The following is a 22,416-nucleotide window of genomic DNA, read 5'->3' as shown; positions in this document are numbered from 1 at the left end:
CCGGTTTTTGACAGCTGGCCGGAGCCCCTTTTTCCGCTCCGGCCATGAGCAGGAGCATAAGTGAGCACCCCACCGACTTCCGGGCCCCAGCCCCCAGACCGTGGCGAACCGTCCGCGGCAGAGCGTCGCCGATGGCGGCAGTATCTGGCTGATGAGAAGGCTGAAGCAGCCACCTACCGCTATCTGGCTGAGCGCCGCCAGGGCGAAGAACGGGACATCCTCCTCGCCTTGGCCGACGCTGAACGCCGCCATGAAGAGCACTGGCGCCAGCTGCTGGGCCACGAGGCGGACAAACCCACCCGCCCGTCCCTGCGCAACCGCATGCTGGGCCTGCTCGCCCGCCGCTTCGGTTCAGTCTTCGTCCTGGCCCTTGCCCAGCGCGCCGAGGGCCGCTCCCCCTACAGCGACGATCCTTCAGCCACCAGCGCCATGGCAGCCGACGAACAGATCCACGAAGAGGTAATCCGGGGCCTGGCGACGCGGGGCCGTACACGCCTGTCCGGCAATTTCCGGGCAGCGGTTTTCGGTGCCAATGACGGCCTGGTCTCCAACCTGGCACTGGTCATGGCCATTGGAGCCACCGGGGTTTCCAGTACGTTCATCCTTTTCAGCGGAATTGCCGGGCTGCTGGCGGGCGCCCTGTCGATGGGAGCCGGGGAATACGTCTCCGTCCGTTCCCAACGCGAGCTGCTCGAAGCCTCCCGGCCCACACAGGTAACCCTGTCGGCGGCAAAGTCACTGGACATTGACGCCAACGAACTCGTCCTGGTCTACCGTGCCCGCGGGATGAGCCGGGAAGCCGCAGAGCACCGGGCCGCCGAGAGGATGGGGCTCTTCACCTGCGACTGCGATCCGTCGCTTTCCCTTTGGCCGGAAAAGATGGAGGAAGCCGCCGGAGATGACCACGAGTCCGTCGGGACCGGGATCGGCGCGGCCCTGTCCAGTTTCTGCTTCTTCGCCTCGGGCGCCATCATCCCCGTGCTTCCGTACCTGTTTGGCATGGGCGGGCTCTCCGCCGTCGTCCTCTCCTGCACGCTGGTGGGAATCGCCCTGCTGCTGACCGGCGGGGTGGTGGGCCTGCTCTCCGGAGCCTCGCCGGTGAAGCGGGGGCTGCGGCAGCTGGCCATCGGCCTGGGTGCTGCCGCGGTCACCTACGCACTGGGCCTGCTCTTCGGCACCGGCCCCGCCTAAGAAACCACCGAGGGGCCAGTTGCGGCTCTTCTGACGCGTCAGAAGAGCCGCAACTGGCCCCTCGATTTTTTGGGGGTCGTAAAAAAGCGGAGTGCGTCAGCGCGTTTGGCTGACCTGACGGATCTCCGTGGTGCTCGGACCGTTGCCCTCGTCCTCGGTACTGATCAGGACGTTGCCCTCACCGATAGCCTCCGGCATGACTTCGGGTTCCAGCCGTGTAGCCAGCGGCTTTTCCTTGATGAACAGGCACAGGATTGTCGCCAGCACTGCCATGGGCACCATGTAGAGGAACAGCGGAATCAACGCCTCGTTGTAGGAGGTGATGATGATGCCCTGGATCGCGTCGGGCAGCTCGTGGACCATTTTGGGGGTCAGGGAATTGCCGCCTCCCGTGGCCGTGGCAGCGGAGGCGGGAAGCTTTTCGCTGAGCAGGTCCGTCAGGCGGTGGGCAAAAAGGCTGCCGACGACGGCGGAGCCCAGGGTCGCGCCAATCTGGCGGAAGTAGTTGTTGGCTGCCGTCGCGGTGCCGACCTGGCGCATGGGGAACGAGTTCTGCACGACCAGGACCAGGATCTGCATATTGAGGCCCAGGCCGAGGCCAAGAATGGCAATGTAGACGCACAGCTGCCAGACGGGTGAGTCTGCCGTGATGGTGCCCATCAGGAATAGGGACAGCACCATGACCGCAGAACCTGTGATCGGCATCCACTTGTAGCGCCCGGTCTTGGAGACCAGCGAACCGGAGACCACAGAGCTCACCAGCAGGGCGCCCATCATGGGTATCATCAGCATGCCGGCTTCGGTGGCGCTGGCGCCGGTGGCCATCTGCAGGTAGGTGGGCAGGTAGCCGATGGCACCGAACATGGCCACGGAGGTCAGCAGGCCGGAGGCCGTGGCGAGGTTGAAGTTCCGGTCGCGGAAAAGCTCCATCGGGATGATGGGCTCGGGGGTGCGCCGTTCCACCATCACGAAGATCACGGCTGCGAGCACGGTGCCCGCGATCAGTCCGAGGATCAGCGGATCGTTCCAGTCGTAGTTGCTGCCGCCCCAGCTGCTGACCAGGACCAGCCCGGTGGTGGCAAGGGCAATGAAAACCATGCCCCAGAGGTCGATCTTCGGCCGGGAGGGAACGGCGCGCTGCTTGAGGAAGAAGAGCGCGCCGAGCAGTGCGAGCACCCCAACGGGGATGTTGAACCAGAACGCCCAGCGCCAGCCGGGACCTTCGGTCAGCCAGCCGCCGATCAGCGGACCCACAACGGAGGAGAACGCGAAGACTCCACCCATCCAGCCCATGTACTTTCCGCGCTCACGTGCGGGTACGACGTCGGCGATGATGGCCTGGGAGAGGATCATGAGGCCGCCGGCGCCGATGCCCTGGATGACGCGGGCGACGATCAGCCACGTCATGTCCGGGGAAAGTGCACCGACAACGGACCCTGCCAGGAAGATCAGGATTGCGGCTACCAGGAGGTACTTGCGTCCCATCAGGTCGCCGAGTTTCCCGTAGATGGGCATCATCACGGTCGAGGCGAGGATGAAGGCGGTGATCACCCAGAGCATCAGGTTGGCCCCGTTGAGCTCGCCGACGATGGTGGGAAGGGCCGTGCCCAGGATGGTCTGGTTGAGCGCCGAGAGGAGCATCGCCAGGACCAGGGCCGTGAAGACAAGCACGAGACTGGGTTTTTTCCCAGTGCTTTGGGGAGCTGCACCTGCAGCGGATCGCGTCATAGGATTTCCTTGAGAACGTCTCTGAGAAGTTCCATGCCCTGATCGAGGGCTTGGAACTGGGCGGTTTGGGTGGGGTTGGACCAGGTTTTCTGCATGACGTGGCGCATGCGGGTGCCGGCGGTGAGGACAATCGTGGAGGCGACGTCGTCGACGTCGTGCCCGCTCCAGCCGGAATCGGGCCCCTGCTCGCGCCAGCGGCGTGATTCCGCCAGTTGGCTGCTTACCGTTTCAAGGACCAGCTGTTCGACCTTGAGGATGTACTGGTAGCGCCGGTGGCGCAGGTGCGGGTAGGCCTGGTAAATGCGGCTGCGCAGGTCATTGGAGTCATCTCCGCCCTGGATCGTGCGGAGGACGGAGAGCATGAGCTTGCAGACCTCGCTGAGCAGGTCCCCTTCGATGTCGAAGTCCTCGAGCATCTCCTGGTTGACCGAAGGCTCCTGCAGTCCGAGGACCGCGTCTTCCTTGCAGGCAAAGTAGTTGAAGAACGTCCGGGACGAAACGCCGGCATCTTCGGCAACCACTTCCACATTGACGCAGTCCAGCCCGTTTTCGATGGCCCGGCGGGCTGCCGCCGCGTGCAGCGCTGCCCAGGTTTCAGCGCGCTTGCGATCGCGGAGGGAAAGTTGTTGACTCACCGAACTACTTTGTCACCCGGGGAAACTTTTCACAACTGCAAAATTGCAGAAGTGCAAGAAATCACATGCGTACCAGCTAGGGCTTCAGCATGACCTTGACTGCCTGCCGCTGATCCATGAGGGCGTATGCCCGGGGCGCCTCTTCCAGGGACAGCACGGAATCGAACACCCGGCCGGGATGGATCTTGCCGGCAAGGACGTCATCAAGGAGTTCGGGGAGATAGGTCCGAACCGGAGCCATTCCACCTCCAACAGTGATGTTCTTGGCGAAAAGCAGGCCGATCGGGAGTTCGGCACCGCCCGCGGGGACGCCGACGAAACCAACCCGGCCGCCGGGCCGGGTGCAGCGAAGCGCCTGATCCATGGATTCGGCCGTACCCACGCACTCCAGGACGGCACCGGCCAGGACTCCGCCGAGGAGGTCCCTGACCCGGTCCGCGCCGTCCTTGCCTCGTTCGGCAACGATATCTGTGGCGCCGAATTCCCGGGCGAGCGCTGCCCGGTCCTCATGGCGGGACATGGCAATGATGCGATCGGCGCCGAGCCGGCTGGCGGCAAGGACGGCACAGAGCCCTACAGCGCCGTCGCCCACGACAACCACCGTGGAGCCCGGGCCAACTCCGGCACTGACTGCCGCGTGATGCCCCGTCCCCATCACGTCCGAAAGCGTCAGCAGGTCTGCCAGCAGTTCGTCATCAGGATCCTTAACGCCGGGTACCTTGACCAGGGTGGCCTCGGCATTCGGCACCCGCACTGCCTCCCCCTGGGCGCCCTGCACGAAATGTCCCTTCTCGTCCGTGCTGCCCCAGCTGACCAGGTGCTCGCACGCCACAGTGACCCCGTCCCGGCAGGCTGGGCAGTGGCCGCAGTTGCCGGTGAAAGGCGCAATGACGAAATCGCCGACGGCCAGCGAGGAGATTCCTGATCCAACGCTTTCCACCACACCGATGAACTCGTGGCCAATCGCGCGTGGCTCACGCGTCTCACGGACACCCCGGTACGGCCACAGATCGGACCCGCAGACGCACGCGGCACTGACCCGGACGACGGCGTCGGAATCAAGCTCGACCCGGGGATAGTCCCGGTCCTCGACACGGATATCGCCGGGGCCGTGGATGATGGTGGCGCGCATGGGAGCCTTCCTGGGTTGGTGCCTGTTCGTCGCCTACCAGCCTAGCCGGGAAAGGGAAAGCCAGGAGCATGGGTAGTTCTCCCCATGTCCGGATCCGGGAATCCGCACTAGCGTGGCTGCTGAGCTTAAAACCGAGACGCCGCAACGCTGCTCTTTGCAGGATCCGTCAGAACAGCGGCACAAACATAAACAGGTGGAAAATGCTTAGGCACTGCAAAGAAGCGCCCGTCCGGCTGGTTCCGCGCGCGCGGATTCCCAGGACACTCTGCCGCCGCAACTGGAGCCGGTCCCGCCCCTGCACCACGAAGGCCTGAGGCAGTACTCTCGACACTTCTCCTTCCCACCGGCACAATGCCGCAGATGAGGAGGACAGACCCGCGATCACTCTGCGTCATAGCCGCAGGGATCGTGTTGGCAGCAGGATCAGCGGTCCCCCCACCGCCCGCTGCCCCCGCCGCCGGTCCCCCAGCCGGCGGCGCCGAACTTTCTGCAGCCGAGATCGTGGCCGCGCAGGAGGAACTGCTGCGCGGCCTGCTCGGCGCGCTCGGGCCGGCCGGGTGGACCTCCTCGGACGGCACGGCCTATGCCGAGGGAACACTGCGGCCACAGGTCACGCCGTGCACCGTGCTGCGGGGGTCCGGCCGGGGCACCAGCGGCACAGGGACGGGGCCGCGGCGGCAGGTCCTCACCACGCGCCTGACCGGGCCGGCGCCTGAGTCCGCCGTGGCGTCCCGGGACCAGGCCCAGCACATCCTGGGCACCCTGGGGACCGAGATGCTTTCGGCACTGACGCCGGGACCTGAAGCCGCACCTTCCACGGACTTCACCTACGTAGGCAGCCACTCAGGCGTAACGGTTCGCTACGCTGCCAATGACTACCGGCAGTCCGTCGAAATCGTCAGCGGATGCTCCTCTGATCCCGCACACGACCCGGCGGCTGGAAAACCCCTCAACTAACCGCGGCGAGCGGAATATCGGCTGGGGCAGCCGTATTTTCGCGTTGGATGCTTGTGCCCAAATATTTAGGAACCCTAAGCTCGCCTCAGGTTACCGGCCGGTAACCGCACCTTCTGACAATGAAGTCGCTGAGGTCTTCCATGAAAAAATCACTCGCCCTGCTCACCGCAGGCGCCCTGGCATTCGGTTCACTATTGGCCGCACCGGCCGCGCACGCAGCCCCCGCGCCGGCTCCCCGGACCGACGTCGTCGTTCCTTCCTTCGACGGCACCCCCATCCACACCAACTTCTTTCCGGCGCTGGGGCTGCAGGCCGGCGAACAGGCGCCGACCGTGATGGTTGGACCTGGATTCGGGCTGCCTGGAGGGCGAATCCCAAACACCTCCACCAGCGCACTGGTTGGCTCCATCGGCATTGCCCCGCTCAGGGAAGCCGGCTACAACGTGGTGACCTGGGATCCCCGCGGCTTCGGTTTCAGCGGCGGCGAGGCGTACGTCAACAACCCGGAGTTCGAAGGCCGTGACGGTCAGGTCCTCATCGACTTCATCGCTTCCCAGCCGGAAGCGGCCCTGGATGCCCCGGGCGACCCGGTACTGGGCATGGCGGGTGCCTCCTATGGGGGCGGCATCCAGTTCGTCCTGGCCTCGCTGGATGAGCGCGTTGACGCAATCGCTCCAACCATCGCCTGGAATGACCTGACCACCAGCCTCTACAAGGAAGGCTCCTTCAAATCGGGCTGGGGAGCCCTGCTGTGCCTGGAAGGAAGCGTCACCGGCCAGCTTGGCGAGCTTGTGGGCAACCGCGGCGCACTGGCTGCCCCGGTGCGAAAAGCCTGCCGCGAAGGATTGACCTACCCGAACCGGCTGAGTCCGGAGTCTGTTGCCTACTTCGAGTCCCTGACACCGGAGAGCATGTTCACCTCGATCACGGCCCCGACGCTGATCATCCAGGGAACCGTGGACACCCTGTTCACACTGGACGAGGCCACGCGCAACTACAACCTCCTCAAATCCGCCGGGACCGACGTGAAGATGCTGCAGTTCTGCGGCGGCCACGGCCTGTGCAGCTCCGGTGTGGCGGGACCGGACCGCATCACGGGTGCAGTCCTCAACTGGTTCAGCAAGCATTTGGACGGCAATGATGTCTCCACCGGCACGGATTTCGAGTTCATCGACCAGCAGGGCACAACCAGGGCCTCCAACGGCTATCCCCAGCCTGTCGGTACGCTGACGGGTTCGGGCAAGGGCAAACTGCTGCTTTCCCCCGCCGCGGTCAGCGGCGGAGTCATTGCCGCAGCGTGGGCACCGGTAGCGGTTAATGCACCCATCACGGCTCCGGCGGCCGCGACGCAGGTCTTCGGAGCACCGCAGCTCACACTGACCTACCGCGGCACCTCCCGGACACCCAATACACACGTCTACGCGCAGATCATCGACAAGTCCCGAAGCTCACTGGTCGCCGGCAACCAGGTGACTCCCGTGCCGCTGATCCTGGACGGCACGGAACGTACCGTAACCGTGCCGCTGGAGGAGATCTCCTACCACGTGACGCCGCAAACCAAACTGGCACTGCAGGTCACCCCCAGCTCCTCGGTCTACACCTCCCCCAAGGTCACCGCCCTGACCTCTTTCACCGCCTCTGTGTCTCTCCCGGTCATCGCCAGCTACCCGGTGGTGCCCTAGCCGCAGAGAAATGGCCCCGCCGGGCTCCCGGCGGGGCCATTTCCTGCACGGCAGGGTCAGAGCGTGCGCATCTGCCGTTCCACTTCTTCCAGGGAAAGTCCCCGGGTTTCTGGCAGGTACCGCTTCACGAAGAGCACCGCACAGATGCCCAGGGCAACGAAGATGAAGAACGTGTTGGAGATGCCCAGGGCGGCCATCAGCATGGGGAAGGAGAAGCCGACCGCGAAGTTGGCCATCCACTGCACGAACACGGACAGGCCGATACCCAGGCCACGGACCCGCAGCGGGAAGATTTCGGCCAGCATCAGCCATGTCACCGGCGAAACGGCGCCCTGCTGGAAAGCCAGGAACAGGACAGTCATGGAGAGCACCGCAAAACCCCGGGCAGTCCCTTCAGGCATGAGGATCGAGGCGATCCCGATGAGGGCCAGCATGCTGCTGGTGCCGATCAGGCCCGTCAGCAGCATCGGCCGCCGCCCAACCTTGCCCAGCAGCCAGATACCCAGCAGTGCAGCCCCAACAGAGACGACGCCGTTGGCAATATTCGCCGTCAGTGCCGCTTCCGTTCCGAAACCGGCGTCGGCAAGGATCTGCGTGCCGTAGTAGATGATCGCGTTGACGCCGGTGATCTGCTGGACAATCGACAGGCCCATGCCGATCAGCAGGACCCGCAGCAGCCACGGCTCGGCGAAGTCTTTCAGCCGGCCGGTGCGCGAAGTGCCGGCGAGCCCCTTGATCTCTTCATACTCCGCCTGCGCTTCTTCGGCGCTGCGGATCTTCTGCAGCGCGGTCAGCATCTGCGCGTACCGGCCCTTGGATCCCAGCCAGCGCGGACTTTCGGGCACGAAGTTCATGCCGATCCACAGGGCGATGGCCGGAAGGGTCGCGACCAGGAGCATCCAGCGCCAGACGTTGCCTTCCTCGCCCCAGAGGTTGCCGATCACGGCGTTGCAGACGAAGGCTGCGAGCTGGCCGGAAACAATCATCAGCTGGTCCCGGGTCACCAGCTGCCCGCGGCGGGCAGCCGGTGCCAGCTCGGCCAGGAACATGGGGACAACCGCGGACGCACCGCCGACGGCGAGGCCCAGGACAACACGTGCCAGCACCATGATCCCCACACCCGGTGCCGCGGCGGTCCCGGCAGCACCCACGATGAATACACCGGCCAGGATCAGCAGCAGCTTTTTCCGCCCGATCCGGTCAGCCAGCTGTCCGGCTCCCACGGCGCCGAACGCCGCACCGAAGAGCAGGCTGGAGGTGATCAGGCCTTCCGTGAAGGGTGTCAGTCCCAGATCGTCCTGCATGTAGGGCAGCGCCCCGTTGATCACTCCGGTGTCGTACCCGAAGAGGAAGCCGCCCAGTGTGGCGATCCAGGTGGCCCGGCGCAGGGCCCGGCGATGGTCTCCGGGCGCTGTGCGGGAAGCTGGCGTGGAACTCATTGATATGTCTTTCTGATGGTGAACGCACAAAACCCCCGTGCACCGGACGAATCCGGGCACGGGGGCGGTACTGGTGGAACTTTAGAGCGCAGCGAAGACTTCGCGCAGCAGCGTGGCGGTCTCGGACGGCGTCTTGCCGACCTTCACGCCTGCAGCTTCGAGGGCTTCCTTCTTGGCCTGGGCGGTTCCAGCGGAACCGGAGACGATGGCGCCGGCGTGGCCCATGGTCTTGCCTTCGGGAGCCGTGAAGCCTGCCACGTAGCCGACAACCGGCTTGGTGACGTTGGCCTTGATGAATTCGGCTGCACGCTCTTCGGCGTCGCCGCCGATTTCGCCGATCATCACGATCGCCTTGGTCTCGGGATCAGCTTCGAAGGCTGCGAGGGCGTCAATGTGGGTGGTGCCGATGACCGGGTCGCCGCCGATGCCGATGGCGGTGGAGAAACCGAGGTCGCGCAGTTCGTACATCATCTGGTAGGTCAGGGTGCCGGACTTCGAAACGAGGCCGATCGGGCCCTTGCCCGTGATGTTGTTCGGGGTGATGCCGACAAGGGCTTCGCCGGGGGTAATGATGCCGGGGCAGTTCGGGCCGATGATGCGGGTGACCTGGTTGCCGTCGGCGTCGACCTTGGACTGGGCGTGGGCCCAGAACTCGGCGGAATCCTGGACGGGAACGCCTTCGGTGATGACCACGACGAGGCCGATGCCGGCGTCGATTGCTTCCATGACGGCGTCCTTGGTGAAGGCCGGCGGCACGAAGACGATGGAGACGTCAGCGTCGGTCTTGTCCATGGCCTCGGCCACGGTACCGAAGACGGGCAGCTCAACATCGCCGTGGGTCACGGTGGTGCCGGCCTTGCGGGCGTTGACGCCGCCGACGACCTGGGTCCCGGCCTTGAGCATCAGGGCGGTGTGCTTGGTGCCTTCGCCGCCGGTGATGCCCTGAACGATGACCTTGGAGTCCTTGTTCAAGAAGATAGACATATGTGAATTCTCTTTCTGGGGATCGGCTCGGTCAGCGAGCTGCGTAGGCGAGCTCGGCAGCCTTGTCGGCGCCGTTGTCCATGGTGGTGGCGAGGGTAACCAGCGGGTGGTTGGCCTCGGCCAGGATGCGGCGGCCTTCCTCGACGTTGTTGCCGTCCAGGCGGACGACCAGCGGCTTGTTGGCCTCGTCGCCGAGGATCTCCAGGGCCTTGACGATGCCGTTGGCGACAGCGTCACAGGCGGTGATTCCACCGAAGACGTTCACGAAGACAGACTTGACCTGCGAGTCATTCAGGATGACGTCCAGACCGGCAGCCATGACGGAGGCCGAAGCTCCACCGCCGATGTCCAGGAAGTTGGCGGGCTTGACGTTGCCGTGCTTTTCGCCGGCATAGGCAACGACGTCGAGCGTGGACATAACCAGGCCTGCACCGTTGCCGATGATGCCCACTTCGCCGTCGAGCTTGACGTAGTTGAGGTCGTTCGCCTTGGCCTTGGCCTCCAGCGGGTCAGCTGCCTCCTTGTCTTCCAGCTCGGCGTGGCCGGGCTGGCGGAAGTCAGCGTTCTCGTCCAGGGAGACCTTGCCGTCCAGGGCAACAATGTCGCCTGCACCGGTCTTCACGAGCGGGTTGACCTCGACGAGCGTGGCGTCTTCCTTGACGAAGACATCCCACAGCTTGAGGATCGCGTTGACAACGCCTTCGCGCAGCTCAGGGGCGAAACCGGCAGCGTCGACGATTTCTTCTGCCTTCGCGGTGTCAATGCCAACGGCGGGATCAACGGCTACCCGGGCGAGGGCGTCGGGACGCTCCACGGCGAGCTGCTCGATCTCCATGCCGCCTTCAACCGAGCACATGGCCAGGTAGTTGCGATTGGCGCGGTCCAGCAGGACGGAGAAGTAGAACTCCTCGGCGATGTCGGCACCCTGGGCGATCATCACTTTGTTGACCGTGTGGCCCTTGATGTCCATCCCGAGGATCTTGCTGGCATGCTCGAACGCCTCGTCAGCGGTCTTCGCTACCTTGACGCCGCCGGCCTTGCCGCGGCCGCCGACCTTGACCTGGGCCTTGACGACGACGACGCCGCCAATCTTTTCGGCTGCAGCTTTGGCTTCTTCAGGAGTGTGCGCCACGATTCCGGCAAGCACGGGTACACCGTGCGCCTCAAACAGATCGCGCGCCTGATATTCAAACAGGTCCACGGGCTAGTGTCCTTCTACGTCGAAGTAGGTTTACATATCGATCAGCTGATCGAGAAGCAGATGCGTGAAGCCGGGCTGCCCCATTGGCACTTTAGTCCCTTGGCGCCGAACGCGTTTCACAGACTACCGCTTTAGTGATGAAGCGCACAGTTCTATGGTTTGTAGAAATTGCGGTCTTTCGGTTATGGCCGTGCCTGTGTGCTAAAACTCCTTGGTCAGCGGCGCATAGCGCAGCAGCAGGCGTTTCTCGCCGGCGTCGAACTTCACCTTGGCAACGGTCTTGTCCCCTGCGCCTTCGACGGACAGGACCGTGCCGTGGCCAAAGGAGGTGTGGTTGACCTTGTCCCCCACCGTCACGGAAATGACTTCCTTCTGCGGCTGGACCCGGCCGATGGCCTTGGACACGGGGGCTGCAGCGATGCTGCCGCCGGTGGATGATGCCGCGCCGGCTCCCCAGTGCGATCCGCTGTAGCGGCTGGAGGTGATGCTGCCTCCGCCGCCCCACGCCGGCCGGTCCATGCCTTCGCGCTTCCACTCGATCAGTTCCGACGGCACCTCGGCCACGAACTGGCTCGCGGGGTTGTACTGGCTCTGCCCCCACATGCTCCGGACCTCGGACCGGGTGAGATAGAGCCGCTGCCGGGCGCGCGTGAGTCCTACATAGGCCAGCCGGCGTTCTTCGGCCAGCTCGGCCGGGTCCGTGGCCGAGCGCTGGTGCGGGAAGATTCCCTGCTCCATTCCGGTGAGGAACACCACCGGGAACTCCAGCCCTTTGGCGGTATGCAGCGTCATCAGGGTCACCACGCCCTGCCGGCGGGATTCCTCGACCGCCGCGGCTACTTCTTCCGCGGAGCCCTCCGGTGCGTCCGGGATCTGGTCAGCGTCGGCCACCAGGGACACCTGCTCCAGGAACTGCTCCAGCGTGCCTTCGGGGTTGTCGCGTTCAAACTCGCGCACGACGGCGACGAGTTCAGCCAGGTTCTCGACCCGGGATTCGTCCTGCGGGTCCGAGCTCTGCCTCAGCTGCGCCAGATAGCCGGTCTGCTCCAGGACGGCTTCCAGCGCTGCGGAAGCCCCGGAGCCGGACGCAACCTCGGCGAGGTCGTCGATGAGTTTCACGAAACCGTTGACCGAGTTCAGCGAGCGCGTTGCCAGGCCGGGAGCGTCCTCGGCCCGGCGCAGCGCCGTCATGAAGCTAATCCGTTCCCGCTCGGCCAGGGCCGCAATCGAATACTCGGCCCGGTCGCCAATGCCGCGCTTGGGCTCGTTCAGGATCCGGCGCAGGTTCACGACGTCGTCCTGGTTCGCCAGCACCCGCAGGTACGCCAGCGCGTCCTTGATTTCCTTACGCTCATAGAAACGGGTGCCGCCCACTACCTTGTAGGGCAGGCCCACCCGGACCAGCACGTCCTCGAGCGACCGTGACTGCGCGTTGGTGCGGTAGAAAATGGCGACGTCGCCCGGGCGCAGGTCTTCCTCATCCTGAAGCCGGTCGATTTCCTCGGCGATGAACCGGGCTTCCTCGTGTTCGTTCTCGCCGACGTAGCCCACGATCTTCGCGCCGTCGCCCTCCGCCGTCCAGAGTTTCTTCTCCGGCCGGTTGGGGTTGCGGGAAATCACCGCATTCGCGGCGGAGAGGATGGTCTGGGTGGAACGGTAATTCTGTTCCAGCAGGATGGTCCGGGCGGACGGGTAGTCCTTTTCGAAGTCCACGATGTTGCGCACGTCGGCGCCGCGGAAGGCATAGATGGACTGGTCCGAGTCGCCGACGACGGTCAGTTCGGCCGGCGGAATGTCCAGCTGGTTATCCTCGCTGGGCACGCCTACCAGCTCACGCACCAGGGCGTACTGGGCATGGTTGGTGTCCTGGTACTCATCCACGAGGATGTGGCGGAAACGGCGCCGGTAGTACTCGGCGACACCCGGGAAGGCACGGAACATGTAGACCGTCTGGGCAATCAGGTCATCGAAGTCCATGGCGTTGGCCTGGCGCATGCGCTGGGTGTATCCGGTGTACACCTGTGCAACGGCCTGCTCGAACGGATCGGAGTAATTGGCGCTGGAGGCATAGGACTCATCATCGATCAGTTCGTTCTTCAGCCCGGAGATCTTGTTCGCGATGGCCTTCGGGGCAAAACGCTTGGGATCCAGGTCCAGGCCCTTCGCCACCAGGGTGATCAGCCGGAGCGTGTCTGCGGAGTCATAGATGGAGAAGTTCGAATTCATGCCCACGGCTTTGGCCTCGCGGCGCAGGATCCGGACGCAGGAGGAGTGGAAGGTGGAGATCCACATGGTCTTGGCGACGCCGCCCACCAGGGATTCGATCCGCTCACGCATTTCCGCTGCGGCCTTGTTGGTGAAGGTAATCGCCAGGATCTGGCCGGGGTTCGAACGGCCTGTGGCCATCAGGTACGCGATCCGGTGGCTGAGCACGCGGGTCTTTCCGGAACCGGCTCCGGCCACGATCAGCAGCGGGGAGCCCGCGTGCTTCACTGCTTCTTCCTGCTGCGGGTTCAGGCCGCGGAGCAGGTCGGCTGCCCGTGCTTCATCCACGCCCCGCCCACCGCGGGCATGGCCCCCGGAAGCCTTTGGCGCTTCGGCAACGGCACCCGCTGCCTGGCCCTCAGTGTTCGGGGCGGCGTCATCCCCGGCAGCACCGGAGGCAGTCTTGGATTTGCCGGGCGTGGAAAAGTACGGATCAAAGAGATAGTCCATGGTGCGGTTAAGTCTAGGTCCTGGCCCTGACATTTTGCCGAAGGGCCGTGCTGGCCGGGGACAACCATCGCCGGCAGCGGTTATCCCTCAACGAGGAGCCGCTGCACGTCGCGGACGGCGGCAACCGGACCGGCGACGTACCACCGGAAGCCGTTGACCTCGATCACCGCGGTGGCTCCTCCCGCCGCTTCCACGATGGCCTTGCCTGGAAGCCAGTCCCATTCCGGGCAGCTGTGCTGGAACCAGACACCGAGCCGCCCGGTGGCCACTGAACCAAGGTCGCATGAACCGGACCCCAGCATGCGGATGGTGGCCGCACCGGCAGCCGCCCTGGTCCAGGGACCGGCAACTTCGCTGCGCATGAGCCAAGTGGGGTGCAGGTAAGTTCCCGCGCTCAGGCGGTCCAGGCCGGCGTCGGGCAGGGCAGGCAGGGCGCCCCCGTTCAGGGTCGCTGCTCTCCCGGGCCCACCGAGCCAGAGCTTGTCCTCCTGCGGCTGGAAGACTGCTCCAAGGAGGACATCGGGGTTGTCCACGGGCTGGTCCGTATCCTCGTCGGCACGCAGCGCCAGGGCGGAGCACCAGTAGGGAGAACCCGAGAGGAAGTTGTAGGTCCCGTCCACCGGATCGATGACCCAGGTCCGGCCGGAGGTCCCCTGGTGGCTCGCACCCTCCTCCCCCACAATGCCGTCGTCCGGCCGCAGTCTTCGGAGCGTCTCAAGTACCAGCTTTTCGGCGGCATGGTCAGCCGCCGTGACGACGTCGGACACCGACGTCTTTTGCCTTCCGGTCAGCCCCTCTTCGCGCATCGCGAAGGCGAGGGCACCCGCCTCGCGGACCAGGGACGCGGCCAGGACGAAATCTTCTTCAGTGGCGAACGCGCTCATGGCCCCACCCTAGCGGCCCGCGCAAGGCCCCGCCGCCGTCCACAAGCCCCCTCCCCCATACTGTAGTTATGGGAAAAACTCCGGCACAGCGCGCAGCAAAGCACGGCGAGAAGGCTCTGACTCCTGTCCAGCGGGAAATGGTTGCCAACCAAACAACGCAGCGGACACCGCAGCAGGCCAGGAACAACGCCAATTTGATCCTGATCGCCGCGGCGGCCACCGCGCTGTTTATGTTTTGGTACTACCACCTTCTGGGGCTGAACCAGATGTCCCAGTTGTCGGGCGGGCTGGCCATGCCGGACTCGCTGATCGGCGGGTACGACATGGAGTACCTGGCTGCCCTGCGCTCGGCAATGGATGCCGATGCGCTGGGCCAGCTCAGCTACCTGCACAAGACGGCGGGCACCATATTTCCCCTCATGTTCGGATTTGCCTGGCTGTTGATCATCGGCCTCAACACCCAGCGACGAACGCTGCGCTGGGTGCTGTGGGCCGCGCCGATCCTGTTCGTCATTGCGGATCTGTGGGAGAACGTCGCGATTGACAACGCCCTGGGGTCTGCGGAGCTAGCGGCCGGTGACGCCGGCCTGGCCAGCATCCTGACGGTTGCCCGCTGGGTCCTCCTCGGGCTCAGCCTGGTGGCGTCCGTGCTTGCCGTGTTTAGCTCCCGGACGGCTCGGCCACCAGAACTTGTCGCCGAGGACAAACACTAGGGCCGGCACAATCACGGTCCGCACGATCAGGGTGTCGAACAGGACACCGATGGCCACGGTAATGCCCACCTGGGTCAGTGTGACCAGGGGCAGGACGCCCAGCACCACGAACACTGCGGCCAGCAGGATACCGGCGCTGGTGATCACGCCGCCGGTGGAACGCAGAGCTGCCAGCATGCCCTTCTTGGTTCCCATGGTGCCGGCGTTCTCCCGGGCCCGGGTGACCAGGAAGATGTTGTAGTCCACACCCAGCGCCACCAGGAACAGGAAGCTGTACAGCAGGGTCAGCGTGTCCAGGGCCGGGAAGCCCAGGACGTTCACGAACAGCAGCCAGCTCAGGCCGCTGGCGGCAAAGAAGGTAAGCAGCACCGAACCGACCAGCAGGAACGGCGCAACGAGGGACCGCAGCAGGACCAGCAGCACCAGGAACACCAGGATGATGACAAGTGAAACCACCAGGGTCACGTCGTGGGTGTTCGCATCCAGCTGGTCAACCCGCTCGGCTGCTTCGCCGCCAACCAGGGCTCCGTACTCCGGGGTCTCCGCGAGCTCAGCGCGCAGATCCCGAATGAAGTCGTTCGATTCCCCGGTTCCTGCTTCATAGGAATTGATCAGGTCAATCCGGGTCAGACCATCGTGCTCGTCGGTGATGGAGGCGCTGTCCACGCCGTCCAGGGAGCCGAGCTCCTCCGTTGCTGCCTCTGCCTCATCCGACTTCACCAGGACGATCACCGGGGAGGTGCTGCCCGCAGCGAATCCTTCGGACAGGGTCTCCGCAGCAGTTACGGCTTCGGGCTTGTCCGTGAACTGTTCGTTCTCGCTCAGGCCGATCTTGGCGCTGAAGAGGCCGCTGGCCATGACCAGGAGAACCACGACGGCGATGCCGGCGATCGTCTTCGGCCGGCGGGCCGTTGCGTCGCCGAGCTTGCCCCAGAACTTGCCTTCGCGTGCAGGGTCTCCGACCTTGGGCACAAACGGCCAAAACAGCTTCCGGCCCAGGAGCACCAGTGCAACCGGCAGCAGGATCAGGGCGCTCAGGATTGCGAAGACGATGCCCAATGCGGCGGAGAACCCGAGTCCGCGGTAGCTCATGGTGTCGGTGAAGAGCAGGGTCAGCAGTGCCAGGATGACGGTGCCGCCGGAGGCGATGATCGCTTCACGGGTGCGGGTGAGTGCCTTGCCCATGGCCGCGTAGACGCTGTCGTGAAGCCGGAGTTCTTCGCGGTAGCGGGCAATGAGGAGCAGCGCGTAGTTCGTGGCGGCACCAAACACCAGGACACTGGTGATGCCAACTGCGGACGGGTCGACTTGAATCCCGACCAGCGGGGCCAGCACGTCCACCATGCGCAGGGAGAGCTGTTCGATGGTGCCTACGACCGCCAGCGGGACGATCCACAGCCACGGTGAGCGGTAAGTGACGATCAGCAGCAGGGCAACGACTCCTGCGGTCACGGCAAGGAGCGTGAAGTTGGCTCCGGCGAAAACGCCGGCCAGGTCTGCGGTAAACGCAGCTCCGCCGGTCAGTTCCGCCTTGATTCCCTCCGGCGCCGCGCCGCTGACGGCCTCGCGCAGGTTGGCAACCTCTTCGCCCACGGCGTCGCCGTCGTCACTGGCTGCCTGCAGCGTGACCGGGATAATCGCGACTACGCCGTTTTCGGAGACCATCGGGGGAACCTGGGCGGGCGGTGCTTCGACGCCAGCGTCCGTTGCTGCGGCACTGATGTCAGCGATGCCCGCAATGTCAGCCTCGCTCATTTCGCCGCCGTCTTCGCGCGAAACCACAATCAGCGCGGTGGACTGCTGCGCATCAGGGAATTCCTTGAGCAGCTCCTGCACCTGGGTGACCTGGTACTTATCGCTGAGCTGGCCCACGGTCGAGGACTCGTTTTCGGGGACCGGAATGGCAAAAAGCCCCACGATCACTACCAGGCCAAGGAACAGCGTGACCAACGCCGCCCTGGCCGAGCGAACTATCCCTGCATGCATTTCGGACTCCTGTTTGGGGGCTGGAAAAAGTAACTAGGGAACAAAGTATCTCTTATTTAGAGATACTTCAACATGGAGCTACTATGTACCCGTGGAGAGAAATGAGCTGAGGCTTGAGATCGTGAATGCCGTGCGGGGCTTGGGCCTGGACGGCCAGCTGGTCGCGGACGCTTTCGCCCACAGCCACGGTTTGAACTCCACCGACATGCGGGCACTGACCCTGATTATGGAAGCCGAAGTGCGGGGAGAACCGCTGACCGCGGGAAGGCTCAGCAGCCTGCTGGGAACATCCACCGGAGCCACGACTGCAGTGATCGACCGGCTGGAGCGGATCGGGCACATCCACCGGACCCGTTCGGAGCAGGACCGCCGCAAAGTGACGCTGCATTTCGAAGCCCTGGCCCGCCAGCTCGCCGGCGCCTACTTTGGCCCGCTGGGCCTGCTGACGAGCCAGGTCATGGACCGCTACAGCGAGGATGAGCTGGAAACCATCCACAGCTTCCTCAACGGCATGCGGCAGGCCTACTCCCAACATCTGCAGGCGCTGGAGGAGTCCGGCGGCGCGGCCGAGGCCGGCGCCGCATCAGCCGGGGAAAACAGGTAAGCTGTCTATCGCTGCCGGCACCCGGCAGCCACGCCTCCGTAGCTCAGTAGGATAGAGCGGCCCTCTCCTAAAGGGCAGGTCGTCGGTTCGATTCCGGCCGGGGGCACTTTTTTATGCCCCGCGGCCTCCCGGCTATTTGACGGAGCCGGCTGTCAGGCCGCCGATGAGCCGTTTCTCAATGACTGCGAAGAGAATGATCACCGGGACGATCGCGACGATTGAGACTCCGAAGACGTACTGCCAGCTGGTGGAGTACTGGCCAATAAACTTCGTCAGTGCCACTGAGAGCGGCTGGTTCTCCGCCGTGGACATGATGACCAGGCTGGCGGCGAATTCGTTCCACGCCGACACGAAGGTAAAGATCACTGCGGTGACAATGCCGGGCCACACCAGCGGGAGGTTCACGGTGAAAAGCACCCGCAGCCGCCCTGCGCCGTCGATCTGTGCAGCCTCGTCGATTTCCTTGGGAATGGCGGCAAAGAAGCTGTGCATGATCCAGAGTGCGAAGCAGAGATTGAAGGCGGCGTTAATGAGGATCATGGCAAGCCACGTGTCGTTCAGGTCCAGCCACAGCATTTGCCGGAACAGCCCGGCGGTCAGGACAGCGGGCTGGAGCATCTGGGTGATGATCACCAGGAACAGGAAGGCCATCCGTCCCGGAAAGCGGAAGCGTGCCGTGTAATACGCGGCCGGGGTAGCCACCAGCAGCACCAGGATGGTCGAACACACGGCGATGATGACCGTAGACATCAAGTTAAAGGTCAGCGGCGTTTCAGGCGTGTCCCACATGGAGGCGTAGTTGCCGAACTGCAGTCCGTCCTGGGGAAAGTAGGCCGGGGGCACAGCGAGGATTTCGGACCGGGTCTTCAGCGAACCGACCAGCATGATCAGGTAAGGCGTCAGGAATACCAGCGCAATGACTGCCCCGATTGCAGAGCGCAGGCCCATGCGGCGCCGGCTGTTTTCGGCGGTGCTGTTGCCGCGTGTCCGGAGCATCAGCGGTGCCGGGACGTGAACGGGAACGGGCGCGGTGGCGGCCATCTAGGCCTCCTTCATGGGCTTGACGACTTTGACGTACACCGCGACGATCACGAGCACCACGGCGAAATTGACCACGCTGAGCGCACTGGCAATGTCGAGCCGCCGCTCGAACTGGAGCACTTTGAAGATGTAGGTCATCAACGTGTCCGCGTTGTATCCGGGAATGGAACCCGTCATGATCCTCAGGATGGGCAGGTTGTTGAAGACGTTGATGATATTGATCAGCACCGAAACGGCCAGGGCACCGCGCAGCTGCGGCAGGACGACGCTGAAGAACGTCTTGGCGGGGCCGGCTCCGTCCATTTTCGCGGCTTCCAGTGTGTCGCCGGGGATAGCCTGGAATCCGGCAAGCAGGGTGTAGGTAGTGAACGGCAGGGACACAAAGACTCCCACGATGATCGCTGCCGCAAGGGCGGAGGCAACGTTCTTGGTGAAGCCGTAAGGGCTGTCCATCAGCCCGATGTCCACCATGAACTTGTTGATGATTCCGTAGTCCCGGTCCAGCCCGTAATAGAACACAGTGGTGGTCATGACGACGCTGGCGGCCCAAGGCACGACGACGGCCATGCGCACCAGTGTCCGGCCGGGAAACGGCTTGTTGAGGAAGTTCGCCAGGGCGAGCGAGATCAGCACCGTCAAGCTCACGACGACGACTACCCACACGACCGTATTGAGCAGGATGCGGGGAAGATGGGGATCGCTGAAGATCGTGGCGAAGTTTGCCAGGCCCACACCTTCGACGTTGGTGCCTGCCTGGCTGATCTTCCGCGTTGAGCTGTAGATCATGTAACCGGCGGGAAAGACCACCACGCCAAATATCAGCAGCAGCACCGGGCCTATCCAGGGAAGGGCTGCCAATATTTCCCGGGACCTCTGTGCCTTCGTCCGTGGTTTCGGTTTCGGCGGTTTCCGTCCCGGAACCGATGTCCGCGGCGTGGTCAGTATGCTCATGTCTGGCTACCGTTCTCGGGCTGAGGGGCCGGCCCCCGGCGTGCGGACCGGCCCCTGCTGCTGCATCTGTTCTGCTGTATCCGTGCTGCTCTGTCCGGTCTAGGAAGCGTCTGCCTTGGACTGGATCTGCTCCAGGACCGTAGCCGCGTCCTGGTCTTCCAACTGGCCCATCAGGGACTTGAAGGCACCGTCGGTGGCATTCCAGGCCGGGTTCGTTGTCGGGTAGAACTTGGCGCTGGGCAGCATCTCGAGGAAGGGCTTCAGGGTTTCGTCCGACGCCATGGCCTCGGATCCGCTCTTCGTCGTGGGAAGGAAGCCCTCCGTCTGGACCCAGTTCACGTACTGGTCCTCGGCAAAGAAGAAGTCCATGAACGCGGTAATGGCCTCGGCCTTGGTGTCGTCGTTCTTGAACGCCATGAGACGGTCAGCGACGCCAAGGGTGGACGGCTCACCCGTGTTCGTCGGAACACTGGTGACACCGTAGTTGAGGTCAGGATTCGCTTCCTCAATCTGTCCCACAGTCTGCGGAAGGGCGTAGACCATGCCGATCTGGCCCTGTGCGAAGACGTTCAGCATGGGGGTGCGCTGGGTGGCTCCGGGGTCCGGCTGCGTGACGCCGTCGGTGATCATCTTCTTCATGAACTCCGCCGCTTCAACGTTTTCCGGGCTGTTGACGGTGATTTCCGATTCGTCGCCGAAGCCGCCGCCGTTGCCCGCGAACCAGATCAGGCTCTCACCCTGGGCTTCCTCGGACCCCAGCGGCATGCCGTATCCGGGGGTTCCTGTCGCCGAGATCTTCTTCGCGGCCTCATGCAGCTCATCCCAGGAGGTGGGCGGAGCCTCGACGCCGGCTGCGTCGAACAGGTCCTGGTTGTAGAACAGGGCACGTGCCGAAGCAATCAGCGGCAGGCCATACTGTGTGCCGTCCAGCGCCTCATTCTCCGCGAACGATTCCTGGAAGTCGGCGATTGTCTCCTCGGAGGCAACATCCGCCGCGGGGTAGAGCAGTCCCTCTTCCGCGAAGGCGGAGAAAGCACCGCCGTTGTAAATGTCCGGCGCTTCCCCTGCCTGGATCTTGGTCTGCAGGACTGATTCAAGGTTCTCCCAGGACTCGACCTGGAGATTGATGTCGATGTCCTCGTTGGCCGCCTCGAATTCCTCGATGACACCCTCCCACAGGGCCTTGGTGCCGTCGGAATACGTGGGGACCAGCATGTTCAGGGTGGTGGCGCCGTCTTCGCTGTCCCCTCCCCCGCCGAAGCCGCAGGAGGAGACTGCCAGGGTGCCGGCGGCGACGGCCGCCATGAGGCCCAGGGGGAGTTTTCTCTTCATTGAATCCTCTTTCAAGTGATGGACCGGTAGGGCTCGTGATAAATCATGACTTTTTCTACCTGTGCACAATCACAAGCAAGCAAGCAGATGCCACATAATTTCCTGCCCAGTGCACAGAGTCAAGAGGTTGGAAAAAGTTCATGACACCGAAACGTGCGGACTTCGTGGCTTTGCGGGCGGAAACGAGCCACCAGCTAGGATGATTTTTTATGATTGCTGGACATCTAAAGCAATCAAGATGCACCATGAAGTAATCGCGCGCCCCGGGAGTGAGGCGCATCCTTCGAAAAGGAGCACAGCCCGAAATGCCCGAATCTGCGACCACAGCATCCGCCGCCACCCTTCGGGGGCAGTGGATGCGCGAAGAACTCCAGTCCCAGCCCGGGATCTGGGAACGCGCGATCAGCCAGGCAGGCGGCGAGCAGCTGCTCCCGGGCAGCGGAGCGAGAGTGGCCGTGGTGGGGTGCGGCACCTCATGGTTCATGGCACAGGCCTACGCCTCTGCGCGTGAGAGTGCCGGCCACGGAGTCACCGACGCTTTTGCCGCCTCTGAAGCCGCCGGCCTTACGGCACGGGGATACGACACCGTAGTTGCCATCACGCGCTCCGGGACCACCAGCGAAATCCTGGAACTCATGTCCAGCCTCCGCGGCACAGGAACACGGACGGTCCTCGTGCTGGGAGCAACGGGAACGCCTGCCGCCGAACTGGCCGATGCCGTCATTGCACTGCCGTACGCCGACGAGAGATCCGTTGTCCAAACCCGCTTCGCCACGGCAGCGCTTTGCTACCTGCTTTCCTCCCTCGGCTGGGATCTCTCGGACGCGGTCGCCGATGCCCGCGGGGTCTTGGAGGAAAGCACTCCCGCGCCCCTGCTGGAAGCCGGACAGTTTACTTTCCTGGGCCGGGGCTGGACCGTCGGCCTGGCCCACGAGGCGGCCCTCAAAATGCGGGAAGCAGCCCAGGAGTGGACGGAATCGTATCCCGCCATGGAATACCGCCACGGCCCGATTGCGATAGCTGCACCGGGGAGGGTCACCTGGCTCCTGGCTCCGGAGCCCGCTGGACTCGGCGATGACGTCCGTGCTGCGGGCGCGCGGTTCGAGGCCGAAGGCCGGCATCCGCTGGCCGAACTCGTCCGGGTCCACAAAGTCGCACTGGAAAGGGCACTGGCCGCTGGTTTGAACCCTGACAGTCCCCGCAACCTGACCCGCTCCGTCATCCTGGACGACTAGGACTCC

Annotated in this window: 17 protein-coding genes, 1 tRNA gene and 1 pseudogene; 7 read left to right on the top strand and 12 right to left on the bottom strand. The window is 64.2% G+C overall.

All coding sequences use genetic code 11. From position 1 onward, the window contains the following. The first annotated feature begins 60 nt into the window (after nucleotides 1-60). Nucleotides 61-1,191: a VIT1/CCC1 transporter family protein gene (locus tag NF551_RS03035; protein WP_227897584.1), complete on the top strand. Its 1,131-nt coding sequence runs from the start codon at nucleotides 61-63 to the stop codon at nucleotides 1,189-1,191. 96 nt (nucleotides 1,192-1,287) lie between these two features. On the opposite strand, the gene NF551_RS03030 is transcribed toward NF551_RS03035, so the two are convergent. From NF551_RS03030 to NF551_RS03020, 3 genes are all read right to left on the bottom strand, one after another. After that, nucleotides 1,288-2,919, bottom strand: a complete 1,632-nt coding sequence (locus tag NF551_RS03030) for an MDR family MFS transporter (RefSeq protein ID WP_227897583.1) — start codon at nucleotides 2,917-2,919, stop codon at nucleotides 1,288-1,290. Then, nucleotides 2,916-3,554, bottom strand: a complete 639-nt coding sequence (locus NF551_RS03025) for a TetR/AcrR family transcriptional regulator (RefSeq protein WP_227897582.1) — start codon at nucleotides 3,552-3,554, stop codon at nucleotides 2,916-2,918. The genes NF551_RS03030 and NF551_RS03025 overlap by 4 nt, the downstream gene beginning before the upstream one ends. Before the next feature lie 76 nt (nucleotides 3,555-3,630). Then, nucleotides 3,631-4,686 carry a zinc-dependent alcohol dehydrogenase family protein gene (locus NF551_RS03020; RefSeq protein ID WP_227897581.1) on the bottom strand — a complete coding sequence of 352 codons (1,056 nt, stop codon included), beginning with the start codon at nucleotides 4,684-4,686 and terminating at the stop codon, nucleotides 3,631-3,633. A gap of 360 nt (nucleotides 4,687-5,046) precedes the next feature. Here NF551_RS03020 and NF551_RS03015 point away from each other — a divergent pair, with 360 nt between their 5' ends. Further along, complete coding sequence (locus NF551_RS03015) at nucleotides 5,047-5,643, top strand: hypothetical protein (RefSeq protein WP_227897580.1); 597 nt, start codon at nucleotides 5,047-5,049, stop codon at nucleotides 5,641-5,643. Between the two features lie 140 nt (nucleotides 5,644-5,783). Further along, complete coding sequence (locus tag NF551_RS03010; RefSeq protein WP_227897579.1) at nucleotides 5,784-7,325, top strand: alpha/beta hydrolase family protein; 1,542 nt, start codon at nucleotides 5,784-5,786, stop codon at nucleotides 7,323-7,325. A gap of 56 nt (nucleotides 7,326-7,381) precedes the next feature. On the opposite strand, the gene NF551_RS03005 is transcribed toward NF551_RS03010, so the two are convergent. From NF551_RS03005 to NF551_RS02985, 5 genes are all read right to left on the bottom strand, one after another. After that, nucleotides 7,382-8,764 (bottom strand): sugar porter family MFS transporter, encoded by a 1,383-nt coding sequence (locus tag NF551_RS03005; RefSeq protein WP_227897578.1) that lies wholly within the window; start codon nucleotides 8,762-8,764, stop codon nucleotides 7,382-7,384. An 81-nt stretch (nucleotides 8,765-8,845) separates the two neighbouring features. Beyond that, nucleotides 8,846-9,748, bottom strand: a complete 903-nt coding sequence (gene sucD, locus NF551_RS03000; protein ID WP_227897577.1) for a succinate--CoA ligase subunit alpha — start codon at nucleotides 9,746-9,748, stop codon at nucleotides 8,846-8,848. A gap of 31 nt (nucleotides 9,749-9,779) precedes the next feature. Beyond that, a complete protein-coding gene (gene sucC / locus NF551_RS02995; protein ID WP_227897576.1) occupies nucleotides 9,780-10,949 on the bottom strand; it encodes an ADP-forming succinate--CoA ligase subunit beta in 1,170 nt (389 codons plus the stop codon). A 201-nt stretch (nucleotides 10,950-11,150) separates the two neighbouring features. Next, nucleotides 11,151-13,664, bottom strand: a complete 2,514-nt coding sequence (gene pcrA / locus NF551_RS02990) for a DNA helicase PcrA (protein ID WP_227897575.1) — start codon at nucleotides 13,662-13,664, stop codon at nucleotides 11,151-11,153. 80 nt (nucleotides 13,665-13,744) lie between these two features. Then, nucleotides 13,745-14,548, bottom strand: a complete 804-nt coding sequence (locus NF551_RS02985) for an inositol monophosphatase family protein (protein ID WP_227897574.1) — start codon at nucleotides 14,546-14,548, stop codon at nucleotides 13,745-13,747. 68 nt (nucleotides 14,549-14,616) lie between these two features. Between NF551_RS02985 and NF551_RS02980 the strand changes: the two genes are divergently transcribed. After that, nucleotides 14,617-15,261, top strand: a complete 645-nt coding sequence (locus NF551_RS02980; RefSeq protein ID WP_227897573.1) for a hypothetical protein — start codon at nucleotides 14,617-14,619, stop codon at nucleotides 15,259-15,261. 18 nt (nucleotides 15,262-15,279) lie between these two features. Here NF551_RS02980 and NF551_RS02975 read toward each other — a convergent pair. Continuing rightward, nucleotides 15,280-17,247, bottom strand: a pseudogene (locus NF551_RS02975) (MMPL family transporter); the annotation flags it as partial. A gap of 91 nt (nucleotides 17,248-17,338) precedes the next feature. On the opposite strand from NF551_RS02975, the gene NF551_RS02970 reads away from it, so the two are divergent. Beyond that, nucleotides 17,339-17,851, top strand: a complete 513-nt coding sequence (locus NF551_RS02970; RefSeq protein WP_227897572.1) for a MarR family winged helix-turn-helix transcriptional regulator — start codon at nucleotides 17,339-17,341, stop codon at nucleotides 17,849-17,851. Nucleotides 17,852-17,883: 32 nt separating this feature from the next. Beyond that, nucleotides 17,884-17,957: transfer RNA gene (locus tag NF551_RS02965), tRNA-Arg, on the top strand. Between the two features lie 26 nt (nucleotides 17,958-17,983). On the opposite strand, the gene NF551_RS02960 is transcribed toward NF551_RS02965, so the two are convergent. The 3 genes from NF551_RS02960 to NF551_RS02950 form a co-directional block, all read right to left on the bottom strand. Then, complete coding sequence (locus NF551_RS02960; RefSeq protein WP_227897571.1) at nucleotides 17,984-18,892, bottom strand: carbohydrate ABC transporter permease; 909 nt, start codon at nucleotides 18,890-18,892, stop codon at nucleotides 17,984-17,986. After that, nucleotides 18,893-19,750 carry a carbohydrate ABC transporter permease gene (locus NF551_RS02955; protein WP_227897570.1) on the bottom strand — a complete coding sequence of 286 codons (858 nt, stop codon included), beginning with the start codon at nucleotides 19,748-19,750 and terminating at the stop codon, nucleotides 18,893-18,895. Nucleotides 19,751-19,942: 192 nt separating this feature from the next. Then, complete coding sequence (locus NF551_RS02950) at nucleotides 19,943-21,175, bottom strand: extracellular solute-binding protein (RefSeq protein ID WP_227897569.1); 1,233 nt, start codon at nucleotides 21,173-21,175, stop codon at nucleotides 19,943-19,945. A 305-nt stretch (nucleotides 21,176-21,480) separates the two neighbouring features. Between NF551_RS02950 and NF551_RS02945 the strand changes: the two genes are divergently transcribed. Beyond that, nucleotides 21,481-22,410 (top strand): SIS domain-containing protein, encoded by a 930-nt coding sequence (locus NF551_RS02945; RefSeq protein WP_227897568.1) that lies wholly within the window; start codon nucleotides 21,481-21,483, stop codon nucleotides 22,408-22,410. Nucleotides 22,411-22,416 lie beyond the last annotated feature (6 nt).

The sequence above is a fragment of the Arthrobacter caoxuetaonis genome (assembly GCF_023921125.1).
Classification (GTDB): Bacteria; Actinomycetota; Actinomycetes; order Actinomycetales; family Micrococcaceae; genus Arthrobacter_B; species Arthrobacter_B caoxuetaonis.
Note: the sequence above shows the minus strand (reverse complement) of the source record. Positions and strands in the feature narration are given on the sequence as shown.

Coding starts and splice junctions, on each gene's coding strand:
- NF551_RS03030 (WP_227897583.1), bottom strand. CDS start 2,919: ATGACGCGATCCGCTGCAGGTGCAGCTCCCCAAAGCACTGGGAAAAAA.
- NF551_RS03020 (WP_227897581.1), bottom strand. CDS start 4,686: ATGCGCGCCACCATCATCCACGGCCCCGGCGATATCCGTGTCGAGGAC.
- NF551_RS03015 (WP_227897580.1), top strand. CDS start 5,047: ATGAGGAGGACAGACCCGCGATCACTCTGCGTCATAGCCGCAGGGATC.
- NF551_RS03010 (WP_227897579.1), top strand. CDS start 5,784: ATGAAAAAATCACTCGCCCTGCTCACCGCAGGCGCCCTGGCATTCGGT.
- NF551_RS03005 (WP_227897578.1), bottom strand. CDS start 8,764: ATGAGTTCCACGCCAGCTTCCCGCACAGCGCCCGGAGACCATCGCCGG.
- sucD (WP_227897577.1), bottom strand. CDS start 9,748: ATGTCTATCTTCTTGAACAAGGACTCCAAGGTCATCGTTCAGGGCATC.
- pcrA (WP_227897575.1), bottom strand. CDS start 13,664: ATGGACTATCTCTTTGATCCGTACTTTTCCACGCCCGGCAAATCCAAG.
- NF551_RS02985 (WP_227897574.1), bottom strand. CDS start 14,548: ATGAGCGCGTTCGCCACTGAAGAAGATTTCGTCCTGGCCGCGTCCCTG.
- NF551_RS02980 (WP_227897573.1), top strand. CDS start 14,617: ATGGGAAAAACTCCGGCACAGCGCGCAGCAAAGCACGGCGAGAAGGCT.
- NF551_RS02960 (WP_227897571.1), bottom strand. CDS start 18,892: ATGGCCGCCACCGCGCCCGTTCCCGTTCACGTCCCGGCACCGCTGATG.
- NF551_RS02950 (WP_227897569.1), bottom strand. CDS start 21,175: ATGAAGAGAAAACTCCCCCTGGGCCTCATGGCGGCCGTCGCCGCCGGC.
- NF551_RS02945 (WP_227897568.1), top strand. CDS start 21,481: ATGCCCGAATCTGCGACCACAGCATCCGCCGCCACCCTTCGGGGGCAG.